This is a genomic window from Afipia sp. P52-10 (assembly GCF_000516555.1).
In the GTDB taxonomy this organism is placed as follows: domain Bacteria; phylum Pseudomonadota; class Alphaproteobacteria; order Rhizobiales; family Xanthobacteraceae; genus P52-10.
Window position 1 is genome coordinate 555442 of the sequence record NZ_AZSJ01000007.1, and the last position, 25485, is coordinate 580926.

The window sequence follows — 25485 nt, forward strand, 5'->3', positions numbered from 1 at the left end:
CCTCCTGACCCTCGGCCATCGCGCGTCCGGACGCCCTGCCCGGAACGCCGGAACGCGACGATCGGGCGTCAGCGGCCCTTGAAATCGGCCGGACGCTTCTCGACGAACGAACGGATGCCTTCGCGGAAATCGTCCGTGCGGAACAGCGGCAGCAGTTGCAGGTAAACGCGCTCGACGTGCTCGTTGAAGCCTTCCGACAGTCCCACGCGCATCATGCGCTTGGCTGCCTGCACGGCAAGCGGCGCGTTGGCGGCGATTTCGGCGGCGAGGGCGCGGGCACGCGGCATCAGTTCGGCGTCCGGCACCACGTCGTTGGCGAGCCCCATGGCGAGGCTTTCCTTGGCCGACAGGGTGCGGCCCGAATAGATGATCTCGGCTGCCTTGGCCCAGCCGATCATCCGCGGCAGAAACCAGGTTCCGCCGGATTCCGGCACAATGCCGCGCTTGACGAACGCCGCCGCCAGCTTGGCGCTTTCGGCCATGATGCGGATGTCGCAGCCGAGTGCCGTGTCCATGCCGTAACCGGCCGCCGCGCCGTTCAGCGCACAGATGGTCGGCTTGTCCATGTTGAACAGCACCGTCGGCGGGATCTTCTTGATGTCGATGGTGGTGCGGACGGTCTCGGTCGGCGCACCGATACCTTTGCCGCCGGAAGCGCTGACCAGATCAAGCCCGGCGCAGAACATCCGGCCCTTGGCCGTCAGGATCACCACGCGCACCGCCGGGTCGGCATCGGCCTTGAGCAGGAGCTGCGCCAGCAAGTCGAGCATCGGCCGCGAGATCGTGTTCATCCGCTCTGGACGGTTGAGCGTGATCACGGCGATACCATCATCGACCGCATACAGAACCTCGGGCTCGGTGGCGCTGGCAGCTTGAGCGTGGGCGGTCTGCGACATGGGAGTTCCTCGGGATTTCCTCGGGGATTGGTCGTTGTTTTGTGGGCGCAGCTAAGAGGGAAAGCGGCAAACGCGCAAGCGGCGCGCTGGCTGGCGGTCATGCAAGGGCACGGCCACGCTCATATCAAGAATTCGCATAAGACATATTATGGAATATTTTGTATGCCAAAGTTATGCTGACGGGCCAAGGGCTTGGCGAATAAACCTGAAGCCTGGACGCAAGCCGCGGCCGGATTTGTCTCTGGCAGATACTTCGCCCGCATGGATTGATCCAGCGCTTGGCGTCGCCAGCCGATCGCGCGTAAAGAAAGACCGGGACTACAACCAAGAAGACCGTTCGAGGACGCCATGGACAAGATCGTCAGCCAATATGACATGGGGCTCGACAAGACGCCCGCCAACTTCGTGCCGCTGTCACCGGTGAGCTTCCTGGAGCGCTCGGCGCACGTCTATCCCCGGCTCACCAGCGTCGTCCATGAGGCCCGTCGGTTCACCTGGGCTGAAACCTACGCGCGCTGCCGCCGGTTCGCGTCTTGGCTCGCCCGGCAAGGCATCGGCCAAGGCGATACCGTCGCAGCGATGCTCCCAAACATCCCGGCGATGTATGAGGCGCATTTCGCCGTGCCGATGGTCGGCGCTGTGCTGAACGCCCTGAACACCCGGCTCGACGCCGGCGCGATCGCGTTCATGCTCGAACACGGCGGCGCGAAAATCCTGCTAGTGGACCCAGAATTTTCCACCGTGATCGCCGATGCACTGGCGCGGATGACCGGGCCGAAGCCGCTGGTGATCGACGTCGATGATCCGGCGTTTGCCGGTGGCCAGCGGATTGGACAAATCGAGTACGAGGCGATGCTGGAGACGGGCGATCCAGCCTTCGCCTGGTCGCTGCCGAACGACGAATGGAACGCCATCGCGCTGAGCTATACGTCCGGCACCACCGGCAACCCGAAAGGCGTCGTTACCCATCATCGCGGCGCGTATCTGAACGCCGTCAGCAACATTCTCTCCGGCAATCTCGGCCAGCATCCAATCTATCTCTGGACGCTGCCGATGTTCCATTGCAACGGCTGGTGCTTCCCATGGACGATTGCGGCCTCAGCCGGCGTCAACGTCTGCTTACGCAAGATCGATCCGGTGAAGATCTTCGAGCTGATCGCCAAGCACGGCGTCACCCACATGTGCGGCGCGCCGATCGTTTACACGACGTTGATCAACGCGCCGTCGGCGCCGCGCGGCGAGGCGGCGAAGCAGGTGGACGGCCTGGTGGCTGGTGCTTCCCCGCCGGTCGCCATGATCCAGGGTGCGGAAGAGATCGGCATCAAGCTCACCCACGTCTACGGCCTCACCGAGGTCTACGGCCCCGCCTCCGTCTGTGCCGAGCAACCCGGCTGGGACGACCTGCCCGTTGCCGAGCGCGCCAAGCTGAAGCGGCGCCAGGGGGTTGCCTATCATCTGCAAGAAAACGTCACGGTACTCGATCCAAAGACGATGCAGGAGGTGCCGCGCGATGGTGAAACCATCGGCGAGGTCATGTTCCGCGGCAACATCGTCATGAAGGGGTACTTGAAGAACCCCGCCGCCACCCGCGAGGCCTTTGCCGGCGGCTGGTTTCACACCGGCGATCTCGGCGTGCTCGATGCCGAAGGCTACGTCATGATCAAGGACCGCTCCAAGGACATCATCATCTCCGGCGGCGAGAACGTCTCGTCGGTGGAGGTCGAGGATGTGCTGTGCCAGCATCCGGCCGTGCTGTTCGCAGCCGTGGTCGCCAAGCCCGACGCGAAATGGGGCGAAGTGCCCTGCGCGTTCCTCGAACTGAAGGACGGTGCCAGCGCAACCGAAGCCGAAATCATCGCCTTCTGCCGCGATCAGTTGCCCGGCTTCAAGACGCCGAAGGCGGTCGTGTTCGGCGTGCTGCCGAAGACTTCGACCGGCAAGATCCAGAAGTTCGAGTTGCGCAACCAGGTGAAGTCGGCGTCGGCGATCGCAAACTGACACGTGACGCGCAGTCTGCGTCTACGTGATCGCCTTCTGCATGAACACACTAAGCGGATCGGGCGCATAGTCCGCAAACGGCCCGCAGGACTCAAACCCTGCGCGTGCGTAGAGCGCGAGCGCGGCATCGTTTCTGATGCCGGTTTCGAGCCGGAGCAGGGACACGCCCTCTTCCCGCGCCCTGCTCTCCAGATCATCCAGCAAAGCTTTCGAGATGCCCTTGCCGCGTTCCGCCGGCACCACCCACATGCGCTTCACTTCCGCCCAATCGCCGAACAACACCAACGCCGCCGTACCAATGACAGCGCCCTTGTCCTTGCGCGCGACAATGAAATGGACGTTGGCCGCACGCAGCGCCTCGACCGGCCGGATGTGATTGCTTTCGGCCGGATAGAGCGAAGCACTGTAGCGCTCGCCATCCAGCAGCAGCGGCAGGATTTCGACACTGCCCGGATCGGCCCGTTCGATCGTGATCGTCATCGCCGTGGTCCAACAGCGCCGCTAATCCACGGTCAACTGCATGCCGTCATAGGCCGGCACGATGCCCGGCGGCAACTTCTGGCGCAGCACCTCGTAATCGATGTCGGTATGCATGTTGGTGATAACGCCCCGCTCTGGCTTCATCAGCGCAAGCCACGACAACGCCTGCTCGACATTGGTGTGGCTCGGATGCGGCATCCAGCGCAGGCCGTCGATGATCCAGAGCTTCAGGTTCTGTAGTTGCGCCAAGCTCGCGCGCGGAATGTCGTTCATGTCCGGCGAGTAGGCGATGTCGGCGAAGCGATAGCCCAGTGCCGGGATGTTGCCGTGGTCGACCAGAAATGGCTGCAGGGTGAGGGGACCGCCCTTTCCTTCGATCGTCCGCTCCTCGCCTGCCTCCACGAAGCGACTTTCGAGGATCGGCGGATAGTCGCTGCCCGGCGGCTGCACGAAACAGTACGAGAATCGCGATAGCACATCGCGCGCGGTCGATTGATTGAGATAAACCGGAATGCGCGAGCGCTGGTGCATCACCACCGAGCGCAGGTCATCGATGCCGTGGGTCTGGTCGGCATGCTCGTGTGTCAGGAACACGGCGTCGAGGTGATCGACATTGGCGTCGATCAACTGCTCACGCAGGTCCGGCGATGTGTCGATCAGGACGCGGGTGATGCCCGCATCGGACTTGCGCTCGATCAGGATCGAGCAGCGGCGGCGGCGGTTCTTCGGATTAGCCGGATCGCAGGCGCCCCATCCCAAAGCCGGGCGCGGCACGCCGGACGAGGACCCGCAACCGAGGATCGTGACAGTCACGCTCATGCGGCAGCCTGACCCGCGTTCGGCACTTTATCAAACAGGCGGAAGAAGTTCTCTGTCGTCTGCCGCGAAATCTCCTCCAGCGACACGCCGCGCGTGTCCGCCAACACTTTCGCGGTCTCGACCACGAAGGCCGGCTCGTTGCGCTTGCCGCGCTGCTTGCCCGGCGCCAGATACGGCGCATCGGTCTCGACCATGATGCGGTCGGCGGGCAGTTCGGCGGCGAGGTCACGCAGCGTCTGCGAATTCTTGAACGTCAGGATGCCGGTGAACGAGATCGACAGGCCGAGCTCGATCGCCCGCATCGCCAACGCGCGCCCGCCGGTGTAGCAATGCAGCACCGCCTTGAACGGTCCGTTGCTGGCGAACTCGTCCTCGAGGATACGCTTGCAGTCGTCGTCAGCTTCGCGCGTATGGATCACCAGCGGCAGCCCGGTCGCCCGCGCCGCCGCGATGTGGGCGCGAAAGCCCCTCGCCTGCGCCTCCGGCGAACCGTTGTCATAGAAGTAGTCGAGCCCCGCCTCGCCCAGCGCCACCACCTTCGGATGCTTGGTCAGTTCGATCAGTTCCTGCGCGGAGATGCCGTCTTCCTCGTCCGCGTGGTGCGGATGGGTGCCGACCGAGCAGTAGACGTTCGGAAAGCGCGTGGCGATCGCGAGCAAGCCCGCAAGCCTACGCACCCGCGTCGAGATCGTCACGATACGGCCAACGCCGGCGGCCTCGGCGCGCGCAACGATCGCGTCGAGGTCGTCCTTGAAATCCGGAAAATCCAGATGGCAGTGGCTGTCGACCAGCATCGTCACGTCGCCTCGGGTTCGACATAGCGTGGGAACACCGGCGCCGGTGGCGGCAGTTGCGTGCCAGCCTGCAGCCGCATTCCGAGCGAGGCGAAGTCTCGCGCATCCGCCGGCAGTGCCAGCAGGTCGAGCAGCTTCGCCGCGGATGCCGGCATGAACGGCTGCGCCAGGATACCGATCTGACGGATCACCTCCGCCGTCACGTACAGCACCGTCTTCTGCCGCGTCGGGTCAGTTTTCGCCAGCGCCCAGGGCGCCTCGCCCGCGAAATAGCGGTTGGCTTCCGCCACCACCGCCCAGATCACGTTCAGCGCCTGATGGAGCTGCTGCGTCTTCATCGCCTCGCGTGCGAGCGCCAGCATGGCATCGGCCTGCGCCAGGATCGCCTTGTCGGTGTCGGAGAAGTCGCTCGGCTCCGGCAGCACGCCACCGAGCTGCTTGCCGATCATCGACAACGAGCGCTGCGCCAAGTTGCCGAGATCGTTGGCGAGGTCGGCATTGGTGCGTGCGACGATCGCCTCGTGATTGTAGTTGCCGTCCTGTCCGAACGGCACCTCGCGCAGCAGGAAGTAGCGCAGCTGATCGACGCCGTACTGATCCGCCAGATTGAACGGATCGACGACATTGCCGACCGATTTCGACATCTTCTCGCCGCGGTTGAACAGGAAGCCGTGCGCATACACCCGCTTCGGCAGCGCAATGCCCGCCGACATCAGGAACGCAGGCCAGTACACCGTGTGGAAGCGGATGATGTCCTTGCCGATGATGTGCACATCGGCCGGCCAGTACGACTTCCAGCTCTCCGTGGTTTCATCCGGAAAGCCGACGCCGGTGATGTAGTTGGTCAGGGCATCGACCCACACATACATGACGTGGTCGGGATCGTTCGGTACCTTCACGCCCCAGTCGAAGGTGGTGCGCGAGATCGACAGATCCTTCAGCCCGCCTTTGACGAACGAGATGATCTCGTTCTTGCGCGAGTCCGGGCCGATGAAATCCGGCTGCTCGGCATAGAGCTTCAAAAGCCGGTCCTGATAGGCCGACAGGCGGAAGAAGTAACTGCGCTCCTCGACCCATTCGACCGGCGTGCCCTGCGGACCGCGGCGCACCTTGTCCTCGCCGACGACGGTCTCCTCCTCCGCGTAATAGGCTTCATCGCGGACCGAGTACCAACCGGAGTAGGCGTCGAGATAGATGTCGCCGTTCTGCTGCATCCGGTTCCAGATCGCCTGGCTGGCGCGGTGATGCGCCGGCTCCGACGTGCGGATGAAGCGGTCGAACGACACGTTCAGCCGCTCGTCCATCTCCTTGAAACGCGCGGCGTTGCGGGTGGCGAAATCCGCCGTCGTCATGTTCTCGCGCGCTGCCGTCTGCACCATCTTGAGCCCGTGCTCGTCGGTGCCGGTCAGGAAGAATACGTTCTTGCCATCGAGGCGCTGGAAGCGGGCCAGCGCGTCGGTGGCGAGCGCCTCATAGGCGTGGCCGATGTGCGGCGTGCCGTTCGGATACGCGATGGCGGTGGTGATGTAGTAATGCGGACGGGATGCGGTGTTTTCGGTCGTCATGACGTTCAACTGATGACTGATTGTCGGAAGGAGCACGGGCCTTTGTGGACGCAAGTCGATGCGCTGCGTTCAGCGCATGGCCTCAGCAAGCATTCCGAACACCGAAAAAACCAGCGGTTTGCGTTCCAAGTTATAGTCCTGAGCATCGCGCACGGCGCGTGTCACTTTTTCCCACACCTCGGACAGCCGCGCAAGCCGGGGCAGATCGGCCTTCGGGCTGGCGGTCGCGAGCTGGTGGCCCATCCAGCGTTCCACGGTGTCGGCGAAGGTCAAAAGCGCCACCCGATCGGTGCCTGCCAGCGCCTCGCCCAGGCCATGCAGCGCCTTCGGATCGACCTTCGGCAGGGCATTCAGCATGGTTTCGGTCCGCTGCTGCAAACCGAGCGTCGCGCCGCCGAGCAGCATCAACGCCCGCGCCACGCTCCCCTCAGCCAGCGATGCGGCCTGATGCAGCGAGGCATCGGTTGGCTCGAGATCGGCGGCATCCGCGGCCGCCCGCACCACATCGGCGGCGTCGAGCGGGCGGAGTTTGAGTTTGCGGCAGCGCGACTGGATCGTCGGCAGCACCCGCGCGGGCGCATTGCTGACCAGCAGGAACAGCGAGCGCGCGGGCGGCTCCTCCAAAACCTTCAACAGCGCGTTGGCCGAGTTGGCGTTCAGCTCCTCCACCGTATCGACGATGCAGACGCGCCAGCCCCCGGCCGCCGCCGTCGAGCCGAAGAAGGCCACGGTCTCGCGCACGTTGTCGACGGAGATTTCGGTGCGCAGCACGCCGCGGTCGTTCAGTGTCCGCTCCAGCACCAGCAGGCCGCCATGCGTCCCGGCAGCGATATGGCGTGCGACCGGATGGTCCTGATCGACCACCAGCGACATTGCGTTCTGCACCGAGGATGCCTGCGGCAGCGGCTGGGCCAGTACGAAGCGCGCCATCCGGTAGGCCAGCGTCGCCTTGCCAATCCCCTGCGCGCCACCGATCAGCCAGGCGTGCGGACATTGGCCGCCGCGATAGGCATCGAGCAGCGTGGTCTCGGCCTCGCCGTGGCCGTAAAGGGACGTGGTTTCACGCGGCGCGCGCACCAGGACGTGCGACTCTTCGGATTTCTTGCTCATGCGCCGTTGGTCTCCAGCGAGCGTGCCTTCGAACGCACTTTCGAACGCTGTTTCGAATGCGGCTTAGAATGTGCCTTGGCCAGCTCCGGAAAACGCTCCTTCACGACCTGCCAGACCGCCTGCGCGGTGGACTTGACCGTGGCCGTCGCCTCGATCAGCACACAGCGTTCCGGTTCGTCGATCGCCACCTGACGGTAGGCTTCGCGCAGCTTGCGATGGAAATCGATGTCCTCCGCCTCGAAGCGGTCGGGCGCGTCGTTGCCGCGGCGCTTGGCGGCTCGCGCCATGCCGATCTCGACCGGAACGTCGAGAATGAGAGTCAGGTCCGGCTTGAGCGAGCCGATCGTCACACGCTCGAGTGCGTGGATCAGGCTGAGATCGGCGCTGCCGAGCTTGCCCTGGTAGACGCGGGTGGAGTCGGTGAAGCGGTCGCACAGCACCCACTGCCCGGCCGTGAGTGCCGGCACGATGACGCTGTGCACATGATCGTCGCGCGCGGCTGCGAACAATAACGCCTCGCCGCTGGCGCCGAGGATCTTGCCCATGCCCGAGAGCACCAGATGCCGCACGATCTCCGCGCCCGGCGAGCCGCCCGGCTCCCGCGTCACCAGCGGACGGACGCCGCGCTTCTGTAACTGCTCCGCCAGCAGCTTGATCTGGGTCGATTTCCCGGCCCCCTCGCCGCCCTCGAAGGTGATGAAGCGGCCGCGTTTTGGTTGTCCGTCCGTCATCACGCTCATGGCTCTTTCGGCGGTTTGGGCGGCTTGCTCAGCGCCTTATCCACGCCGGCGCGCAGCAGTCCGATGACCATTTCGCCGGCAGTATCGAACGCCTTGCGCGTCATCGAGCCGCTCGCAACGCTGTTCTCCGCAAACAGTGGAGTCTCGACCGCGATGGTGTCGCCGCGCCAGACCTTGACCACTCCGACCGGCTGCCCGGCTTGCACTGGCGCCCGCACCGGGCCGAGATAGGTGATCTTTGCGACGATCTTGTCGCCACCGCTACGCTGGACCATCAGCATCACTGGAACCGGACTCTTGAGACCAACCGACGTGCTCTCGCCGCCGAACACCTTTGCCTGGCCGATCACCTGATCGGCAGCAAACAACGTGCGCACCTCGAAGTTCCGGAACCCCCAATCCAAAAGCTTCTTCATTTCCGTCAAACGGTCGTCGATATCCTCGACGCCATTGACCACGGCGATCAGGCGCGTGCCGTTCTGCACCACCGAGGCGACCATGCCGTAGCCGCCCTCCTTGGTGTAGCCGGTCTTCAATCCGTCGGCGCCCTGCATAACGTTGAGCAGCGGGTTGCGGTTGAGCTGGCGGATCTTGTTCCAGGTGAATTCGCGCTCAGAGAACAGCGGATAGAACTCGGGGCGGTTCTTGATGATGTGCATGGCGAGCCTCGCCAGTTCGCGCACGCTCATCTTGTTGTTCGGGTCCGAGATGCCGCTGGCATTGCCGAACGTCGATTGCGTCAGCCCGAGTTCGCGAGCGCGCTTGGTCATCAGTTCGACGAAGGCGGCTTCGCTGCCGGCAATTCCCTCCGCGAGGATCATGCAGGCATCGTTGGCGCTCTGAATAGCGAGCCCGCGCAGCAGATCTTCCACCGGCACCTTGCTCTTCAGCGCCGCGAACATAGTCGAGCCACCGGATGGCGCACCGCCCTTGCGCCAGGCATTCTCGCTGACCGTGTATTCGTCGGTCGGCTTGATCGTGCCCTGCTTCAAGAGCTCGAACACCACCTCCGCCGTCATCAGCTTCAGCATGCTGGACGGCGGCGCAAGCTGATCAGCGTTCTTCTCGAAGAGAACGCTGCCGCTCTCGGCCTCGATCAGGATCGCGTAAGGGGCGTCGACGTCGAAGCCGGACTCCTTCTTCGGCGCGCCCTGAATGCTGTTGTTGGCCGCGAACGCCGCGTTTAGCAACACCACCAGCCCGATCGTCGCGACGAGCACGGCGGAAAATGTCCGGAGCAAGCCGCTGGACAAGCCTTGATACACGTCTCGGCCTCGCGTAACGCGACGCCGAACCCGTGCTCGGAAACTGCGGCTGAGGTGAATCGTCTGCATGGGCCGTGATCTCGATCGGCCGGTTTTTTAGCAGTTGGGTCAAAGGCTAACAACAAACCGCAGGCTCATGGAACCAGCTTGTTCACGCCAATTCCGTCAAGCGTGCGGCAACCGCGTCTGCCTCAGTACAACCCGCGTGCGGACAGACCATCCGAGGAGACGCCACTCTGCACCGGCGCATAGGCCGAGGCCGGGCTCTGCGCGGGCGCGGTATAGCCGGTGTTATAAGATACCGCGCGCGGATTGACCGTCTGGCTTGCATCGGCGTGCCGCCGGCGCGAGGCGGTCATCTCCGAGGTCGCCGACAGCGATGCCACATCCGCCGACGTGTTGCCGAGAGAATATGGCCGCCCTTCCGGCAGCGGCACCTCGCCGCGGATCGGCTGGCCGCGCAAGGACGATCCGAGATCAGGCACGAACGGCTTGGCGGAGGCCACCATGACGGTGGACGGCGGCGGCGCCGGTTCGTTGGTGCGCAGCGTCGCGAGCAAGCGGCGATCGTCGGATCCGTCGAGTGACGCGCGCCCGACATATTCCACCCGCACCCGCGCGGTCCCCCGGCCATCAAATTCGAGCAGCTTGGCTGCGCGATGCGAGACATCGATGACGCGGTTCGCATGGAACGGACCGCGATCGTTGACACGGACGATCAGCGACTTGCCATTATGCAGATTGGTGACACGCGCATAGCTCGGCATCGGCATCGTCGGATGCGCGGCCGAGATCGAGGTCATATCGAAGACCTCGCCGTTCGCAGTCTGCCGGCCGTGGAAGTCGTCACCATACCAGGAAGCGAGCCCCTCGGCGCGGTAATTCCAGTTTTCTTCAGGAACGTAGGTGCGTCCAGCCACTACGTAGGGCCTGCCGACACGGTACGTTCCCCCACCCTTCGGCACCGGTTCGCCGGATTGCACGACGCGTGGCGATGCCGACACGCCATATTTTGGGTCGAGCTTGTTGGTGAGTTTGGTCGCCGAGCCGCATTGGGCCAGTGCGAGACACGACCCCGCAACGGCAGCGAATCGTGCCGCACGGCTAAACCGTTCGCCCGACAATGACCCCATATTCCCCAACAACCCAGTCCAAGCCTCTGGCAATTCAAGTCTTTAGCAGTCCATACCGACCTGCGAGCCGATACGATCTGGTGCCAAGCACTGCGGTTGCCAAAGCCGCAAGGCTACCCACATGCCTTACGATACACTGTTATCGTCCCGTGAAGGAGGCAGAAATGGGGCATACCCTACGGTGGTGAACGAGAGGTTGCCGAGCCCTGCCTCAGCGTCCGCCGGGCTGCTCCACGACTGCGCGACATACATAATGGGTTTTGATCATTCGGCAGTTTGATGAAACCTTTACAACGTGAGAGGGAGAGGAAGCTTGGCTTTCCGAGGCTGGTCGCCAGGCCATTCGCAGACGACGAACGTCCGGAAGCGATCGAGAGCCCGATCTTGAGGACCAGATCATGAGTATCGCTGAAGTTCTGAGTCCCACCCGCCCGCCGCTGCAGCCGCCGCGTCCCGAGCCCGCGCCACCGGAGATGTCGACGTTCCGCCGAATCCTGGCGATGCGACGCAGCACGATCGGCACCTGGGGCCCACGCGCCTACGAGGAAGAGATCCTCAAGGGCACCTTCCTCGGCAAGAGCAGCTTCACGGTCAACGCTCCCGACGTCATCAAGCATGTGCTGATCGACAACCACGAGAATTACGGCCGCACCCATGTCGGCGTTCGCGTGCTGCGGCCGATCCTTGGCGAAGACGGGCTGTTGCTGGCCCACGGAAAGTCCTGGCGGCTGCAACGTCGGACACTTGCGCCGGCCTTCTCCCCACGCGCAGTGGCGCTGCTCGTGCCGCACATGCTGGCGGCGACCGATGCGATGGTGGGCGGCGAGCTTGGCGATCATTGCGGAGAGCCGTTCGACCTGCGCGAGGCGATGCAACGGCTGGCTCTCGACATCGCCGGGCGGACGATGTTCTCATTTTCCCTGGACCGGCATGGTGCGACCTTGCGTAATTTCGTCAATGATTACGGCAACCGCCTGGCCCAGCCACACTTTTGGGACGTCATCCTGCCGCTGAACTGGCCGAGCCCGCGCGACTTCGCCCGCCGCGCCTTCCGCCGCGAATGGACCCAATTTCTGAGCGTCCTGATTGCCGAACGACGCACGCTCGGCACCAGTGACGGTGCGCCACGCGACCTGTTCGATCTGATGGTCGCGGCTCGCGATCCGGAGACCGGCGAGGCGTTCTCCGATGCGCAGCTTGCCGACCAGATCGCTACCATGATCCTGGCCGGTCACGAGACCACCGCCACCGCGTTGTTCTGGTCGCTCTATCTGCTGGCGCTCGATCCGCACACCCAGGACGACCTGGCCGACGAGGCGCGGGCGCAGGGCGCTGGCCGGCCGGGTGCACTCGAAACTGGAGCACTGACCTTCACCCGCGCGGTGCTCGACGAGACGCTGCGGCTTTATCCGCCGGCCTACCTGATCGCCCGCGAAGCGCTCGGCCCGGATACCATTGCCGGCACGCCGATCGGCGCCCGCGACGTGATCCTGATCTCGCCGTGGCTACTGCACCGGCACGAGAAACGCTGGGACAATCCGCACGCCTTCATTCCGCAGCGCTTCATGCCCGGCGCTCCCGTACCAGATCGCTTCGCCTACCTGCCGTTTGGTGTCGGACCGCGGGTCTGCATCGGCGCGCAGTTCGCGCTCACCGAAGCGACGCTGGCCCTCGCGAAGATCGTCGCGACCTATCGGGTGGAGTTGATTGACCGACAACCTGCAATTCCGATGGGGATTGTGACGACCCAGCCGGACCATTCACCAGTCTTCCGCCTGACGCGCCGCTAGCACCCGGCCCAGAACCTCCGTGGCGGCGTACCAGCGCGAGCCGCGGCGCTGCGGTCGTAAGACGCGTTGTCCAAAACCCATTGCCCAAGCTCCGTTGCCAATGACAACGCTCGTGATTGAACAGCGGGGGACTTCGCGCGGTTCCTCGGATAAGCAGGTGTTCGATGAACGCGGCGTGCGGGCCCGTCGCTTCAGGCGGCAACGCGGATAGGACGGAGAACGGTTTTCTGCCGCCGCTGCAACTGACTCATCAGCGCCGCCGGCGCCCGCGTGCTTCGGCAGATGTCGTCCGCTCGCAACCAGGCGACCTCCTCCATTGCATTGACAAGGCCTTGCAGCCATTTGTCATTGCACGAGATTTCCCTGATTACACAAGCGTCCATCGCACCTACCCTGAGCCTCGATAACGCACCATTCGGCGGCTTGTTCCGTCTCCCATGAGGGGCGGCCAGCAGCCTTATGTTGTCAGCTCTCGCAGCCGCAAGGTTCACGCGGTCTGCGACAGTTGAAGCAAAGGATCGGGAAAAAGAACCAGCGCCCGCCGCAGCCGCATTGCGGATGACGGCGGCAGAGACACCAGGGCCCCGCAGAAGCCGCATTATTGATTGGATGCGGACGTCTGCGACCCGGGTAATCGAATCAGAAGCGACGGCTCAAGGCGCGCCGCTCACTCCGTCAGGCGGCGGAGCGATTCTTGACGGCACCGATAAGCGCGGTGAGGAGCGCCCCACCCGCACCGCCACCGATCACCTGGGCGATGATGTTGCCGACGCTCAGGTTGCCGGTTGCCGCGGCGCTCGTGATCGCCGGCAGCAGCAGCGATACGATCTGTCCCAGCACACCGCCGCCGACCAGACCGGCGATCGTGTTGCCAAGCGTTCCCAGATCGAATGTCGACGAGCTCTTGCCGGCTGCGTTACCGCCCAGAGCACCTGCGACAAGATTGATTAAAATCTGTTCCATGATGTTACCCCCGGTTGCGAGATTCGCAGCTTGAGACCAGAGGTAGCGGCATACAAGCCGAAAATTGCGCAACCCACCGTTCAGTTCGCTGGATGGCTTCTAAGGCCCAGCCGTGGCCGGCTTAAAACGACTAAAAGGAGAACTGTGTTTGAACGGGCTTGATGCGAAAACATTGGTACCGAGCCCGCTTGAGACAGATGCCGTTCCGCCCGATAGCGGCCTCAGACGGTTTCCGCGTGCGGATTCGCTATGGTCGAAGGAACTGAGACAGATGCCGAGAGGCAAAGGCCCACTATGAAACCTCGCATTTCCGTTCTCACGCTCGGCGTCGCCGATCTCGAACAATCGCTGGCCTTCTACCGCGATGGCCTCGGCCTTCCGACCGAAGGCATCATCGGCCGCGAATTCGAACACGGCGCGGTCGCCTTCTTTGAGTTGTCGGGCGGGCTGAGGCTGGCGATCTGGGCGCAGGACGATATCGCCCACGACAGCGGACTACCGAAGCATCCCGTTTCCTCCACGGCCTTCACGATCGGGCATAACGTCCGGCACCGGCAGGAGGTCGACGAGACGATCGATGCCGCACGACGTGCGGGGGCGGAGATCATCAAGGTGCCGCAAGCGACGTTCTACGGCGGTTACGCCGGGTATTTCCGGGACATCAACGGACACCTGTGGGAGGTCGTCTGGAACCCTCAGATGCTGCCGCCGGAGGATTGACAGATTTCCTAACCGGCAAAATGTATCGCGGTGAAAAGTGAGAAGTGGCGCCAAGAACGACGTACCTTAATCGCTTTGGCGGAAGGGGTGGGATTCGAACCCACGGTACCCTTGCAGGTACGCCGGTTTTCAAGACCGGTGCCTTAAACCACTCGGCCACCCTTCCATGCCGGGCCCTTGTCCGGCGGCGCTGTGCCGGTCCGAAGACCCCTTGCTCCCCCAACCTAACGGCCCACGCAGGAGATGGACGCCTGTTTAGGGTGCGCAGCCTCGCATCGTCAACAGCGCTGGCGCCGATCCGGACGTCTTTGTTATCGCGACCAAAATGCCTTCGGCCGAATGCTCAGGGCCGATTCTGGATTGATATCGTCGCTCCAACGCCAGCGAACGTCATTCGGCGCTCTTCCCGCGCCGGGATCGCGATCGAGCCTTTGGCTCGCAAACCGCTGGCGAAACCTTGGCTCACCAAAATTGCCACGCGGCGCCTTGCTTCCGGAGCCTTGCCTCACGAAGAGCCTTGCCTCACGAAGAGCCCTGCCGCACGAAACCTTGGCGCCTAATTGGCAATCAGCGGCGGGCTCTCACAGTAACTGGCCATCAAAGACTTGACGACTGACGAACCGTGAAACGCAAGGCGATCGCTGGTCGCCCCCTGCGGATGGGAAGTCGCGGACAGCGTCCGCCGCGCGTTGGATGCGTTCAGCCTGGCCCCAATCCCGCCGTCAGATCACCACCACCTTGTCGGGCAGTTCGTTGGTGTCGGTCGCGCTGCGCGGAAAGTGGTTCGCTAGGAGCGGCGCACACAGCGCGATCGCGCCGGTCATGCCCGCGGCCGGCCGCCCCTCGCGCAAACCATCCGCCAGACAGGCCAGCGCCTCGCGCCAGGCGTCGTTATCCACCTTCGCGGCGATCCCGTCGTCGACCAGGATTTCGGCATAGTGCTCGGCTTCGGCGACGAAGATCAGCACACCCGAGCGCTCCTTCGTCCGCCGCAGTCCTTGCGCGAAGAACTGCTCGCGCGCCGCCTGCCGCGCGCGGCGCCGCTTCACCGGCCGCGGCACCAGACGGAAGCGCCAGGCCGAGAACGACAACACGATCGCCAGCAGCGCGAACACTACGAGCTGGGTGACGTGGATCGTGTGCGCGCTGAGCGACGTCCATGCGATCAGCGGCCACGGCCAGGCGAGCGCCAACAGCGCCGCCCACAACAGCGGCACCGAGCGATAGTCGCTCGCAGCGCGCATCACCACGCAGACGATCTCGCCCGACGTCGTGGCTTCCGCGGCGCGAATGGCCTCGGCGATCTGCCGGCGTTCGTCATCGGTGATCAGGGACATCGCGCCTCCTCCCCAGTCGCCAGAGCCGCCGCCGGACCAACCACCGCCACCACCGCCCCAGGTCGGCCCGGGAACGATGATCCAGCGGCCGTTACGAGTGCGGTGATAGGTGCGCGTGCCGCCCTGCTGGGCCGCGCGCCGCGCTGACATCATGAAGAACACGAGGATGAAGGCGATGACGATCAGCGGGACGATCATGTCCTGATACGAACCGGCATCGCTCTCCTCGCGGACCTTCGCCCGCTCCTGCCATTCGGTGTCGCCGGCGAGCGTGCCGATCACCGCGTCGGTGCCGGCCTCGATGCCGCCGGCGAAATCGCCGGCCTTGAATTTCGGCGCGATCGCCGCCGTGATGATCACCTTCGACAGCGCGTCGGTCAGCGTGCCCTCGAGGCCATAGCCGACCTCGATCCGCACCTTGCGCTCGTTCGGTGCCACCAGCAGCAGCACGCCATTGTTGGTCTTCGCCTGACCGAGCTTCCAGGCGCGAAACAGCTGATTGGCGTAGTCCTCGATGCTGGTGCCTTGCAGGCTGCGCACGGTTGCGACCACTAACTGGTTCGAGGTCAGGTCCTCATGTGCGGCAAGCTTGCTCTCGAGCTTCGTCTTGGCCTCGGGGCTGATGATCCCGGCCTCGTCCACCACCCGGCCGGTGAGTTGCGGAAGCTCGAGCGCATGTGCGAACGTGCTTGCGATGCCGAGCAGGATCGCAAGCAGTGTCAGGCGCAGTCCGTGGATCGCGACCGCGCGCACCACTTCAGAACTTCACCGATGGTGCCTGCTGGCTCTCCGGCGTGGCCTGGAAAGTTTCCATGGTCTTGGCGCCCCAGAACAGCTTCGCCCACAGGATGCCCGGGAAGGTTCGGACCTCGGTGTTGTAGGCCTGTACCGCGCCCACATAATCGCGACGCGCGACGGCGATGCGGTTTTCGGTGCCCTCGAGCTGCGACTGCAGCGCGAGGAAGTTCTGGTTGGACTTCAGATCCGGATAGTTCTCGGTGATCGCGATCAGCCGGCCGAGGACGCCGGTCAGCTGGTTCTGCGCGTCCTGAAACTCCTTGAACTTCGCCGGATCGGTGATCGTCGAGGCATCGACCTTCACTGAGGTCGCCTTGGCGCGCGCCTCGATCACCCGCGTCAGCGTCTCCTGCTCCTGCTTGGCGTAGCCCCTGACGGTCTCGACCAGGTTCGGAATGAGGTCGGCGCGACGCTGGTACTGGTTCTGCACGTCGCTCCATTTCGCCTTGGCAGTTTCCTCCAGTGTAGGCACGTTGTTGACGCCACAGCCCGCGAGCGGCATGGCGACAAGGCACAGGACAAACAAGAGCAACAGGCGGCGCGATATCGGCATCAGCAATTCCTCAGCGATGGAACTGTCGCCACGATAGCCCAGGAAACCGGCGGGAGACCAGTCATGAGAAATGCGTAAGGGATGGGAAGTGCGTAAGTGACGAGAAATGCATGAGCGCACGGGAATGCCCAGCGTCGCGGGCTGCATGACTGTCGGAACCCTGCAGGTGCCGGACGTCTCGGATTTTTCTGTTAACGTGCATTTACCAAACAAGAAGAAACGGCGGAGGCTCAAGGCCATGCATCGAATCTTGAAACTGCTTGCGGGCCCATTGCTCACAGTCTCCCTGTCGCTGCTGACGCCGGTGGGGCCGGCTCCCGCATCCGCACAGGAGTATCCGACCCGCCCGATCACGCTGATCGTGCCCTGGCCCGCCGGCGGTCTGAACGACGTGGTGCTGCGGGTGATCGCCGAGCAGGCGGCCAAGACTCTCGGCCAACCGATCCTCATCGACAACCGCGCCGGCGGCGGCGGTTCGGTCGGTCCTGCGACCATGGCTGCGACCGCCAAGCCTGACGGATATACCTTCGCGCAGATGCCCGACGCGACCTACCGCATCCCGCTGATGCAGAAGTCGCCGTGGGACCCTGAGAAGGACTTCACCTACATCATCGGTCTCTATGCATACGCGTTCGGCCTGATCGTCCCGGCAGATTCGCCGTTCAAGACCTGGAAGGAGGTCGTCGAATATGCCAAGGCCAATCCGGGCAAGCTCACTTTCGGCACACCGGGTGCCGCCTCCTCGCTGCACATGGGCATGGAAAAACTGATCCGCGCCTCCGGCATCAAGCTGACGCACGTCCCGTTCAAGGGTTCGCTCGAGGAGAACACCGCGATCGCCGGCGGCCACGTCAACATGGGTGCGTCCGGTTCGAGCGCGAAGCCGCTCGCCGACGGCGGCAAGATCCGCTTCATTCAGATGTGGACCAGGACGCGTACCAAGAATCTGCCGGACGTGCCGACGCTGCGCGAGGACGGCTATCCGTTCGAGGTCGAAAGTCCAGTCGGGCTTGCCGGACCGAAGGGCATGGACCCGAAGATCGTCGCCAAGATCCATGACGCGTTCAAGCAGGCGCTCGACACACCCGAGGCGCGCGATGTCCTCGCCAAATTCGATATGACCGCGAGTTACAAGAGCAGCGACGACTACAAGGCTTTCATTTCCGACGCCATTAAGGGCGAGCGCGAAATCCTCGAGAGCATCGGCCTCGCCCGCAAGGACTGATCCGCTCGCACGAACCGATACCGATTTGCTGCCGACTGCGGCCGCGCGGATTGCGCGGTCATGGAGGCAACTTTCCACTGGAGACCAAGATCGAATGAAGAAACCAGCCTGCCTGCTCGCCCTGGGCCTGATGTTCACCGCCCTCGCCGGCAGCGCCGTCGCGCAGGAGTATCCGAACCGGCCGATCACGCTCATCATCCCATGGGTCGCGGGCGGTCCGACCGATATCGTCGTCCGCGCCATGGCCGAGTCCGCGCAGAAGCACCTTGGCCAGCCGATCCTGATCGAGAACAAGGCGGGCGGCGGCGGCTCGGTCGGCCCGGCGCAGATGGCAGCAACCGCCAAGTCCGACGGCTACACCATCACCCAGATGCCGGATGCGGTCTACCGCGTGCAGCTCATGCAGAAAACCACCTATGACGCGCAGACCGACTTCACCTACATCGTCGCGCTATCCGGCTATGCCTTCGGCGTCACCGTGCCGACGAATTCTCCATTCAAGACCTGGCAGGATGTGGTCGCTTACGCCAAGGCCAATCCCGGCAAGGTGACATACGGCTCTACCGGCGCGGGCGGCTCGCTGCACATCGGCATGGAGCGCATTCAGAAGTATTCCGGCATCAAGCTGACCCACGTCCCGTTCAAAGGCTCGGCAGAAGTCAACGTCGCCACCGCAGGCGGCCACGTCATGCTCGGCGCGTCCGGCTCCAGCGCGAAGCCGCTCGCCGACGCAGGCAAGCTGCGCTTCATCCAGATCTGGACACGGAAGCGGCTGCAGATGCTGCCGGATGTCCCGACTTTGCGCGACCTCGGCTATCCGTTCGAGATCGAAGGGCCGATCGGCTTCGCTGGCCCGAAGGGCATGGACCCTCAGATCGTCGCCAAGCTGCACGATGCCTTCAAGGCGTCGCTGGACGATCCGAAGGTGCAGGAGGTGATGACGAAGCTCGAGCTGTTCCCGGCCTACATGAACGGCGCCGACTACAAGAAGATGCTGGCCGAGAACATGGAGATTGAGCGCGCGATCCTCACCGATCTCGGCATGGCGAAGAAAGACTGACGGCCTTTCGCGATCAGCTACAGATAACGACGGCGCCGGAGCAATCCGGCGCCGTTTCTTTGTTACATGGTCTGAAGTGCCGCAGCTATTTCTTCAACGACGCCTCATAACGCGCGCGCGTCTCCGCGTTCATCGGGTAAAGTCCGGGCAGCGTCGCGCCGTTGGTCACCTCGTTGACGATCCAGGCCTCTTCTGCCTCCTGCGCCGGGCCCTCGTTCAGCACATGATCGAGCGACGCTTTCGGGATCAGCACCGCACCATCCTTGTCGGCGACGATCACGTCATCCGGGAATACGGCGACACCGCCGCAGCCGATCGGCTCGCCCCAGTTGACGAAGGTCAGGCCCGCCACCGACGGCGGCGCAGCGGTGCCCGCGCACCAAACCGGCAGGTTGGTGCCGAGCACGCCCTCGATGTCGCGCACCACGCCATCGGTCACCAGCGCGCTGACGCCACGCTTGACCATGCGGGCGCACAGGATATCGCCGAAGATTCCGGCGTCCTTGATGCCCATGGCATCGACCACGGCGATGCAGCCTTCCGGCATCGCCTCGATCGCCGTCCGGGTCGAGATCGGTGACGACCAGGAGGCTGGCGTCGCCAGGTCCTCGCGCGCCGGCACGAAACGTAGGGTGAAGGCCGGGCCGACCAACCGCGGCTGTCCCTGCCGGAGCGGCATCGCCTCACGCAGCCAGACGTTACGCAGGCCCTTCTTCAGCAGGACGGTGGTGATGGTTGCGGTCGAGACGCGCTGGAGGATCTCGATGACACTCTTGTCGAGCATGGGGACTCCGGAAGATATCAACAGTTGCCCTCTCCTTTGCGGGCTCCGTTCCGCTTCGTCAATGCGATCGATGGTATTAGTATTGCGGTGGCGTTCCTGCCACATCCTGCAACTTGCAAGCGCCGCGGACCATGGCCCCTACCTACCCCCGCATCCTGCCCTGCGGCGACGCAGCCCTCGTGGTCGAGTTCGGCAATCAGGTCGACGAGGCGGTCAACGGGCGCGTCCTGAGCCTCGATCGGGCTGTGGCGGAAGCGGCGATCGCGGGGCTGGTCGAGACCGTGCCGACCTACCGCTCGCTGCTGGTGCATTACGACCCGCTGCAGCTCGGTTATGTGGAACTCGGCGACCTTCTGCTCGCGCTGGCCCAGCAGACCACGGCGCAGGTGGTGCCGCGCCGGCGCTGGCGCGTACCCGTTGTCTATGGCGGCGAATTCGGCATCGATCTCGAGGCCGTCGCCGCCCGCCATAGCGTCTCAGCCGACGAGATCGTACGCCGCCACACCAATGGACATTACTATGTCGCCATGCTCGGCTTCATGCCAGGCTTCGCCTATCTCGCCGGTCTCGATCCGCAGCTCGCCACCCCGCGCCGCGACGACCCGCGCACTATGACCCCATCGGGCACGATCTCCATCGGCGGCGTGCAGGCAGGCATCCAATGCCTTGCCGGCCCAAGCGGCTGGCATCTGCTCGGCCGCACGCCGGTCCGCACCTATCATCCGCGCCGCGACCCGGTGTTTCTGGTCGAGCCCGGCGACGCAGTTACGTTCCACGCCATCGATGCGCGCGAATGGGACGCACTCGATCGCGCCGCCGAAGCCGGTGAGCCGGTCGCGGAGCTGATCAGCCTATGACTGTCCCGCCCGCGATCGCTCCGGCGAAGGCCAGACTCGTTGTGATCGCGACCGGGCCGTTGACGTCGGTGCAGGATGCCGGCCGCTTCGGCGCGCAGCGTTATGGCCTGACCACCAGCGGCGCGATGGATCAGATGGCCCTCGCCATCGCCAACGCGCTGGTCGGCAATGCCATCACCACGGCTGCGATCGAGATCGGCCCGTTCGCTGCCACATTCGCAGTGCGCGGCGGCGCGGTGCGGGTCGCGGTGTCCGGTGCCACGCGCGCAATGCAATCCGGCGGACGACCGATTCCGCACAACCAAAGCATCACCCTCGCCGACGGCGAGCAACTGACGCTCGGTCCCGCACGGGAAGGCGTGTTCAGCGTCCTCGCCATCGAAGGCGGCATTGGCGGCGAGCCAGTGTTCGGCAGTTTCAGCGTCACCGCGCGCATCGGCATCGGCAGCCCGTATCCGCGCATGCTGCAAGCCGGCGACGACCTCAACGTCCACGAAGCCACGCCGCGAGACGAGCATCGTCTGGTTCTCGAACGCCCCGAACGCGTCAGCATCCGCATCGTCGCTGGGCCACAGGATGACGAGTTCAGTGACTCACTCCAGCCGCTCCTCGACGGCGAATGGCGCGTCGCGTCCGCCTCCGATCGCATGGGCTACCGTCTCGAAGGGTCACGCATCGCCCACAGCCACGGCCACAACATCGTCTCCGACGGCACCGTGGATGGCAGCATCCAGGTTCCCGGCAATGGCCAGCCGATCGTGCTGATGCGCGATCGTGGCACCACCGGTGGCTATCCGAAGATCGCCACCGTAATCCGTCCGGACCTTGCACTGCTGGCACAGCGCCGTCCCGGCGAGACGGTCCGCTTCGCGGCGATCAGCATGGAGCAGGCGCATGCGGAAGCGCGGCGCTATGCCGCGATGCTGCGGTCGTTGCCAGCGCATGCGCAGTCGGTACGATCCGGTCCGAACCTCGCGGCCCTGCACGATGCCAACCTTGCAGGACATGCGGTGAGTGCCATCGATCCCGCGACGTGGCTGCCTTCGGACAAACCGAACCCGGACAAGAACAATGGCGACGATCGACCTCAATAGCGATCTCGGCGAAGGCTTCGGCGCTTGGCCGATGGGCGACGATGCGGCGATGCTGGATATCGTCACCAGCGCCAACGTCGCCTGCGGCTTTCATGCCGGCGACAGCGACATCATGCTGAAGACGGCGCAGCTCGCCAAGGCCAAGGGCGTCGGCATCGGCGCCCACCCCTCCTACCGCGACCTGCATGGTTTCGGCCGCAGACCGGTGCCCGGCCTCACAGCATCCGAGATCGAAACCATGGTCGCCTACCAGATCGGTGCGCTGCAGGCAGTCGCGGCGCTGGCGGGGATGCGCGTGACCCATGTGAAGGCGCATGGCGCCCTCTCCAACGTCGCCTGCGCGGATCCTGCGACCGCACGTGCGATCGCGACGGCGATCAAGGCGGTGGACCGCGAGCTGATCTGGGTGGTGCTGCCGCTATCGGAGATCGAACGTGCCGGTGAAGCGGCCAATCTCAGGCTCGCCCGCGAGGTGTTTGCCGACCGCACCTATGAGGATGACGCCTCATTGATGAACCGCAGCAAACCGGGCGCGGTACTGCACGATCCGTCCGTGATCGGCGAACGGGTCCTGCGCATGGTGCGCGATCAGGCCGTGGTCAGCACGTCGGGCAAGGTCATCAAGATGCCGATCGATACTATCTGCGTCCACGGCGACACGCCAAGCGCCGTCTTGATCGCGCGCGCAGTGCGCGCCACGCTCGAACAGAACGGTTTCCTGCTGAAGCCGTTCCACGAGACGCTCAGGCCATAAGCGGCTCCGGCGTCATCTCCGCTGGCGCCGGCGCGGTCTGCGCCAGCAGGCGCTTCAGCTCTGGAAGGCACGAACCGCAATTGGTGCCCGCCCGCAGCGACGCGCCGAGTGCCGCCGTCGAACAGGCGCCGCCCTTGATCGCGTCGGTGATGGTATTCCGGCCAATACCGAAGCAGGCACAAACGATCGGCCCGCATGAGGCCAGCCCGTCACTGCTGCGACCCGACAGCAGCAGACGCCGCTGCTCCGTTGAAACGGCTCCGGCTGCGAACGCCACCTTTACCGCCTCCCAGTCCACCATTTCGCCTACGCGGCCGATGAACAGGCACAGACCGATGTGCCCGCCCGCAAACGACGCAGCGCGATACGAGCCGTTGGCGGCATCGGCATAGACGGCGACGTCGCTACCCAGCGCGTGGCGTTCGAACCAGCCGCGCCAGACCTCGCAATCAAGATCGTGCGCAAGCAGATAGCCATGCCCGCCGGTCACCGCCACATGGCTCCACCACACACCCTCCGGCATCGCCAGAGGTCTGCGCGCGAGCACGAAGCCACGCTGAGCATAAACCTTTGGCCGGATCGCCGCGGGTGTTGCCTTCGCCTCCGGTTGGCCAGATACCGGATCGACGTGCGCCGCGACGAGCGCACCGACCCGCGCGAGCGATGCCTGCGCGTCGTTCCAATGAATCGGTGCGAACAGCATGCCGCGCTGCTGCCGATCGGTGATCTGGACCTTCAGCGTGCAGGCGCCGAATTCGGTCGTAACCTCGGCGAAACTCCCATGCACCAGACTGGCCTCAGCGGCATCCTCCGGATGCACCTCGACGAACGGCTCCGGCAGATGCTGGCCGAGCCGCGGGCTGGTGCCGGTCCGCGTCATCGTATGCCACTGGTCACGGATGCGACCGGTGTTGAGCCGCAGCGGCCGGCTCGCCGATGTCTGCGTCTGCAGTCGCGGCACCTCCGGCGCAACGAACTGGGCGCGACCGTCATCAGTGTGGAAACCGCCCGCGGCGAACAGCCGCTTCTGCTGCGTATCGCCATCGCGCGTTATCGGCCATGCGACCGGCGCCAGCGTATCGAACGCAGCATCCGAGAGGTTCGCCAGCCCGCCGATGTTGAAGCTGCGCCTGCCCTCGTTCTCGAATTCCGACAGCGCCGCATGCTCACGGAAAATCCCGGCGGCGGACGTAAAGGCGAACGCCTCGGCAAAACCGAGGCGCTTGGCGATCTCGCTGACGATCCACCAGTCGGGCTTGGTCTCGCCGGGCGCCGCCAGGAATGCGCGCTGGCGCGAGATACGCCGCTCGGAATTCGTGACTGTGCCAGACTTTTCGCCCCAGGCGTGCGCTGGAAACAGCACATGCGCGCCAGAATTCACGGTGTCGTTCGACAACACGTTCTCCGAGGCGACGAACAGTTCGAGCTTGGCGAGCGCGGCACGGGCGGCGTCCGCATTCGGCAGCGACACCGCCGGGTTGGTGCCCATCACCCACAGTGCCTTGATCTCGCCACGGCCGATCGCCTCGAACATCTGCACCGCCTTCAATCCCTCCCGCGGCGCGACATGCGGAGATTTCCAGAACCGGCGCACGCGATCGATATCGTCCTGGCTGAACCCCATATGCGCTGCAAGCTGGTTGGCGAGCCCGCCGACCTCGCGCCCGCCCATCGCGTTCGGCTGACCGGTCAACGAGAACGGCCCCGCACCAATCTTGCCGATGCGTCCGGTCGCCAGGTGGCAATTGATGATGGCGTTGACCTTGTCGGTGCCCTGCGCCGACTGGTTCACTCCTTGTGAATAGGCGGTGACGACGCGCGGCGTCGTTCGCACGAGGTTGAAGAACGCGGTCACGTCCTGCTCGCTGAGGCCGGTGGCAAGCGCCGTCGCTGCGGTGCTGCCCGCGATCGTCCGCGCCTGTGCCAGCGCCGCATCGAAGCCGTGGGTAAAGCGCGCGATGTAGTCACGATCGAGCGCATCGTTGTCAGCGAGATGAACCAGAAGGCCGCAGAACAAGGCCGTATCGCTGCCGGGCTTCAGCCCGAGGAACAGGTCAGCGTCTTCACTGGTGGAGGTCTGGCGCGGATCAATCACGACAATGCGCGCGCCACGCTCCTGCTTGTTCTTCAGCATGCGCTGGAACAGCACGGGATGGCACCAGGCGGCATTGGAACCGACCAGCACGATCAGGTCTGCCTGATCGTGGTCTTCATAGCAGCCCGGCACGGTATCGGAGCCGAATGCGCGGCGATGGCCCGCGACCGACGACGCCATGCACAGCCGCGAGTTGGTGTCCACATTCGCCGAGCCGATGAAGCCCTTCATCAGCTTGTTGGCGACGTAGTAGTCCTCGGTCAGCAACTGTCCTGAGAGATAAAATGCAACTGCGTCGCGACCGTGCTTGGCGATGATGTGCTGCAGGCGGTTGGCGACGTGATCGAGCGCGTCGGTCCAGGCAACCCGTTCGAGCTTGCCCTTGGCGCAGCGGATCATCGGATGCAGCAGCCTGCCATCGAGGCCGAGCGTCTCGCCGAGCGCAGAGCCCTTCGAGCACAGCCGTCCGAAATTGGCGGGATGATCCGGATCGCCAGCGATGGCAGCGCCGCCGTTGCCATCCGGTGTCGCGATTACGCCGCAGCCGACGCCGCAATAGGGACAGGTGGTCCGGATGGAACTGGAAACGGTAGATTCAGGAGCAGATGCGGCGATCGTCATGCGGAGCATCTCCGCACGGCGGCGCAGGACGCGG

The 25485-nt window shown here is 64.5% G+C and carries 21 protein-coding genes, 1 tRNA gene and 1 pseudogene; 8 read left to right on the top strand and 15 right to left on the bottom strand.

Annotated elements, in window-relative coordinates; translation table 11 throughout:
- Positions 1–68: 68 nt before the first annotated feature.
- The gene (locus X566_RS19875; RefSeq protein WP_034470856.1) at positions 69–896 is read right to left on the bottom strand and encodes an enoyl-CoA hydratase/isomerase family protein; all 828 of its coding nucleotides are present in this window, start codon (positions 894–896) and stop codon (positions 69–71) included.
- A gap of 348 nt (positions 897–1244) precedes the next feature.
- Here X566_RS19875 and X566_RS19880 point away from each other — a divergent pair, with 348 nt between their 5' ends.
- Complete coding sequence (locus tag X566_RS19880; RefSeq protein ID WP_034470858.1) at positions 1245–2894, top strand: acyl-CoA synthetase; 1650 nt, start codon at positions 1245–1247, stop codon at positions 2892–2894.
- 21 nt (positions 2895–2915) lie between these two features.
- On the opposite strand, the gene X566_RS19885 is transcribed toward X566_RS19880, so the two are convergent.
- The 8 genes from X566_RS19885 to X566_RS19920 all read right to left on the bottom strand — a co-directional run bounded on the left by X566_RS19885 (position 2916) and on the right by X566_RS19920 (position 10800).
- Positions 2916–3374 (bottom strand): GNAT family N-acetyltransferase, encoded by a 459-nt coding sequence (locus X566_RS19885; protein WP_034470860.1) that lies wholly within the window; start codon positions 3372–3374, stop codon positions 2916–2918.
- Positions 3375–3395: 21 nt separating this feature from the next.
- The gene (locus tag X566_RS19890; RefSeq protein WP_034470861.1) at positions 3396–4193 is read right to left on the bottom strand and encodes an MBL fold metallo-hydrolase; all 798 of its coding nucleotides are present in this window, start codon (positions 4191–4193) and stop codon (positions 3396–3398) included.
- Positions 4190–4987 carry a TatD family hydrolase gene (locus X566_RS19895; RefSeq protein ID WP_034470863.1) on the bottom strand — a complete coding sequence of 266 codons (798 nt, stop codon included), beginning with the start codon at positions 4985–4987 and terminating at the stop codon, positions 4190–4192. The genes X566_RS19890 and X566_RS19895 overlap by 4 nt, the downstream gene beginning before the upstream one ends.
- 2 nt (positions 4988–4989) lie before the next feature.
- Positions 4990–6552 (bottom strand): methionine--tRNA ligase, encoded by a 1563-nt coding sequence (metG, locus tag X566_RS19900; RefSeq protein ID WP_034470865.1) that lies wholly within the window; start codon positions 6550–6552, stop codon positions 4990–4992.
- A gap of 69 nt (positions 6553–6621) precedes the next feature.
- Positions 6622–7662: a DNA polymerase III subunit delta' gene (locus X566_RS19905; RefSeq protein WP_034470867.1), complete on the bottom strand. Its 1041-nt coding sequence runs from the start codon at positions 7660–7662 to the stop codon at positions 6622–6624.
- On the bottom strand, positions 7659–8402 hold the full coding sequence (gene tmk / locus X566_RS19910) for a dTMP kinase (protein ID WP_244434844.1): 744 nt from the start codon (positions 8400–8402) through the stop codon (positions 7659–7661). Before tmk ends, X566_RS19905 begins: the two co-directional genes overlap by 4 nt.
- Positions 8399–9736, bottom strand: coding sequence for a D-alanyl-D-alanine carboxypeptidase family protein (locus X566_RS19915; protein ID WP_081740360.1), 1338 nt, complete (start codon positions 9734–9736; stop codon positions 8399–8401). The genes tmk and X566_RS19915 overlap by 4 nt, the downstream gene beginning before the upstream one ends.
- A 122-nt stretch (positions 9737–9858) precedes the next feature.
- Entirely contained in the window at positions 9859–10800 is a 942-nt protein-coding gene (locus tag X566_RS19920; RefSeq protein WP_034470869.1) for a septal ring lytic transglycosylase RlpA family protein, read from the bottom strand.
- Between the two features lie 398 nt (positions 10801–11198).
- Between X566_RS19920 and X566_RS19925 the strand changes: the two genes are divergently transcribed.
- Positions 11199–12590 (top strand): cytochrome P450, encoded by a 1392-nt coding sequence (locus tag X566_RS19925; protein WP_034470871.1) that lies wholly within the window; start codon positions 11199–11201, stop codon positions 12588–12590.
- A 675-nt stretch (positions 12591–13265) separates the two neighbouring features.
- Here the strand turns inward: X566_RS19925 and X566_RS19935 are convergent.
- Positions 13266–13553 carry a hypothetical protein gene (locus X566_RS19935; protein ID WP_034470875.1) on the bottom strand — a complete coding sequence of 96 codons (288 nt, stop codon included), beginning with the start codon at positions 13551–13553 and terminating at the stop codon, positions 13266–13268.
- Between the two features lie 294 nt (positions 13554–13847).
- Between X566_RS19935 and X566_RS19940 the strand changes: the two genes are divergently transcribed.
- Positions 13848–14273: a VOC family protein gene (locus X566_RS19940; RefSeq protein ID WP_034470879.1), complete on the top strand. Its 426-nt coding sequence runs from the start codon at positions 13848–13850 to the stop codon at positions 14271–14273.
- Positions 14274–14349: 76 nt separating this feature from the next.
- Here the strand turns inward: X566_RS19940 and X566_RS19945 are convergent.
- From X566_RS19945 to X566_RS19955, 3 genes and pseudogenes are all read right to left on the bottom strand, one after another.
- Positions 14350–14439 (bottom strand) — tRNA-Ser (locus X566_RS19945).
- Between the two features lie 1171 nt (positions 14440–15610).
- Positions 15611–16348 (bottom strand): annotated as a pseudogene (locus X566_RS19950) (TPM domain-containing protein); the annotation flags it as partial.
- A 19-nt stretch (positions 16349–16367) separates the two neighbouring features.
- Positions 16368–16961 carry a LemA family protein gene (locus tag X566_RS19955; RefSeq protein WP_051444377.1) on the bottom strand — a complete coding sequence of 198 codons (594 nt, stop codon included), beginning with the start codon at positions 16959–16961 and terminating at the stop codon, positions 16368–16370.
- A gap of 238 nt (positions 16962–17199) precedes the next feature.
- Here X566_RS19955 and X566_RS19960 point away from each other — a divergent pair, with 238 nt between their 5' ends.
- Together X566_RS19960 and X566_RS19965 are read left to right on the top strand one after the other, a co-directional pair.
- Positions 17200–18186: a tripartite tricarboxylate transporter substrate binding protein gene (locus X566_RS19960; protein WP_034472554.1), complete on the top strand. Its 987-nt coding sequence runs from the start codon at positions 17200–17202 to the stop codon at positions 18184–18186.
- Positions 18187–18280: 94 nt separating this feature from the next.
- Complete coding sequence (locus X566_RS19965; RefSeq protein ID WP_034470882.1) at positions 18281–19246, top strand: tripartite tricarboxylate transporter substrate binding protein; 966 nt, start codon at positions 18281–18283, stop codon at positions 19244–19246.
- Positions 19247–19331: 85 nt separating this feature from the next.
- Here the strand turns inward: X566_RS19965 and X566_RS19970 are convergent, their stop codons facing one another.
- Complete coding sequence (locus X566_RS19970; RefSeq protein WP_034470884.1) at positions 19332–20030, bottom strand: ribonuclease activity regulator RraA; 699 nt, start codon at positions 20028–20030, stop codon at positions 19332–19334.
- A 131-nt stretch (positions 20031–20161) separates the two neighbouring features.
- On the opposite strand from X566_RS19970, the gene pxpB reads away from it, so the two are divergent.
- The 3 genes from pxpB to X566_RS19985 are packed head-to-tail and all read left to right on the top strand — an operon-like array spanning position 20162 to position 22735.
- On the top strand, positions 20162–20887 hold the full coding sequence (gene pxpB / locus X566_RS19975; RefSeq protein WP_034470886.1) for a 5-oxoprolinase subunit PxpB: 726 nt from the start codon (positions 20162–20164) through the stop codon (positions 20885–20887).
- Positions 20884–21981 (top strand): biotin-dependent carboxyltransferase family protein, encoded by a 1098-nt coding sequence (locus X566_RS19980; RefSeq protein WP_051444378.1) that lies wholly within the window; start codon positions 20884–20886, stop codon positions 21979–21981. Before pxpB ends, X566_RS19980 begins: the two co-directional genes overlap by 4 nt.
- The gene (locus X566_RS19985) at positions 21959–22735 is read left to right on the top strand and encodes a LamB/YcsF family protein (RefSeq protein ID WP_034470888.1); all 777 of its coding nucleotides are present in this window, start codon (positions 21959–21961) and stop codon (positions 22733–22735) included. Before X566_RS19980 ends, X566_RS19985 begins: the two co-directional genes overlap by 23 nt.
- On the opposite strand, the gene X566_RS19990 is transcribed toward X566_RS19985, so the two are convergent.
- Positions 22725–25451: a nitrate reductase gene (locus X566_RS19990; protein ID WP_034472559.1), complete on the bottom strand. Its 2727-nt coding sequence runs from the start codon at positions 25449–25451 to the stop codon at positions 22725–22727. The genes X566_RS19985 and X566_RS19990 overlap by 11 nt on opposite strands.
- Positions 25452–25485 lie beyond the last annotated feature (34 nt).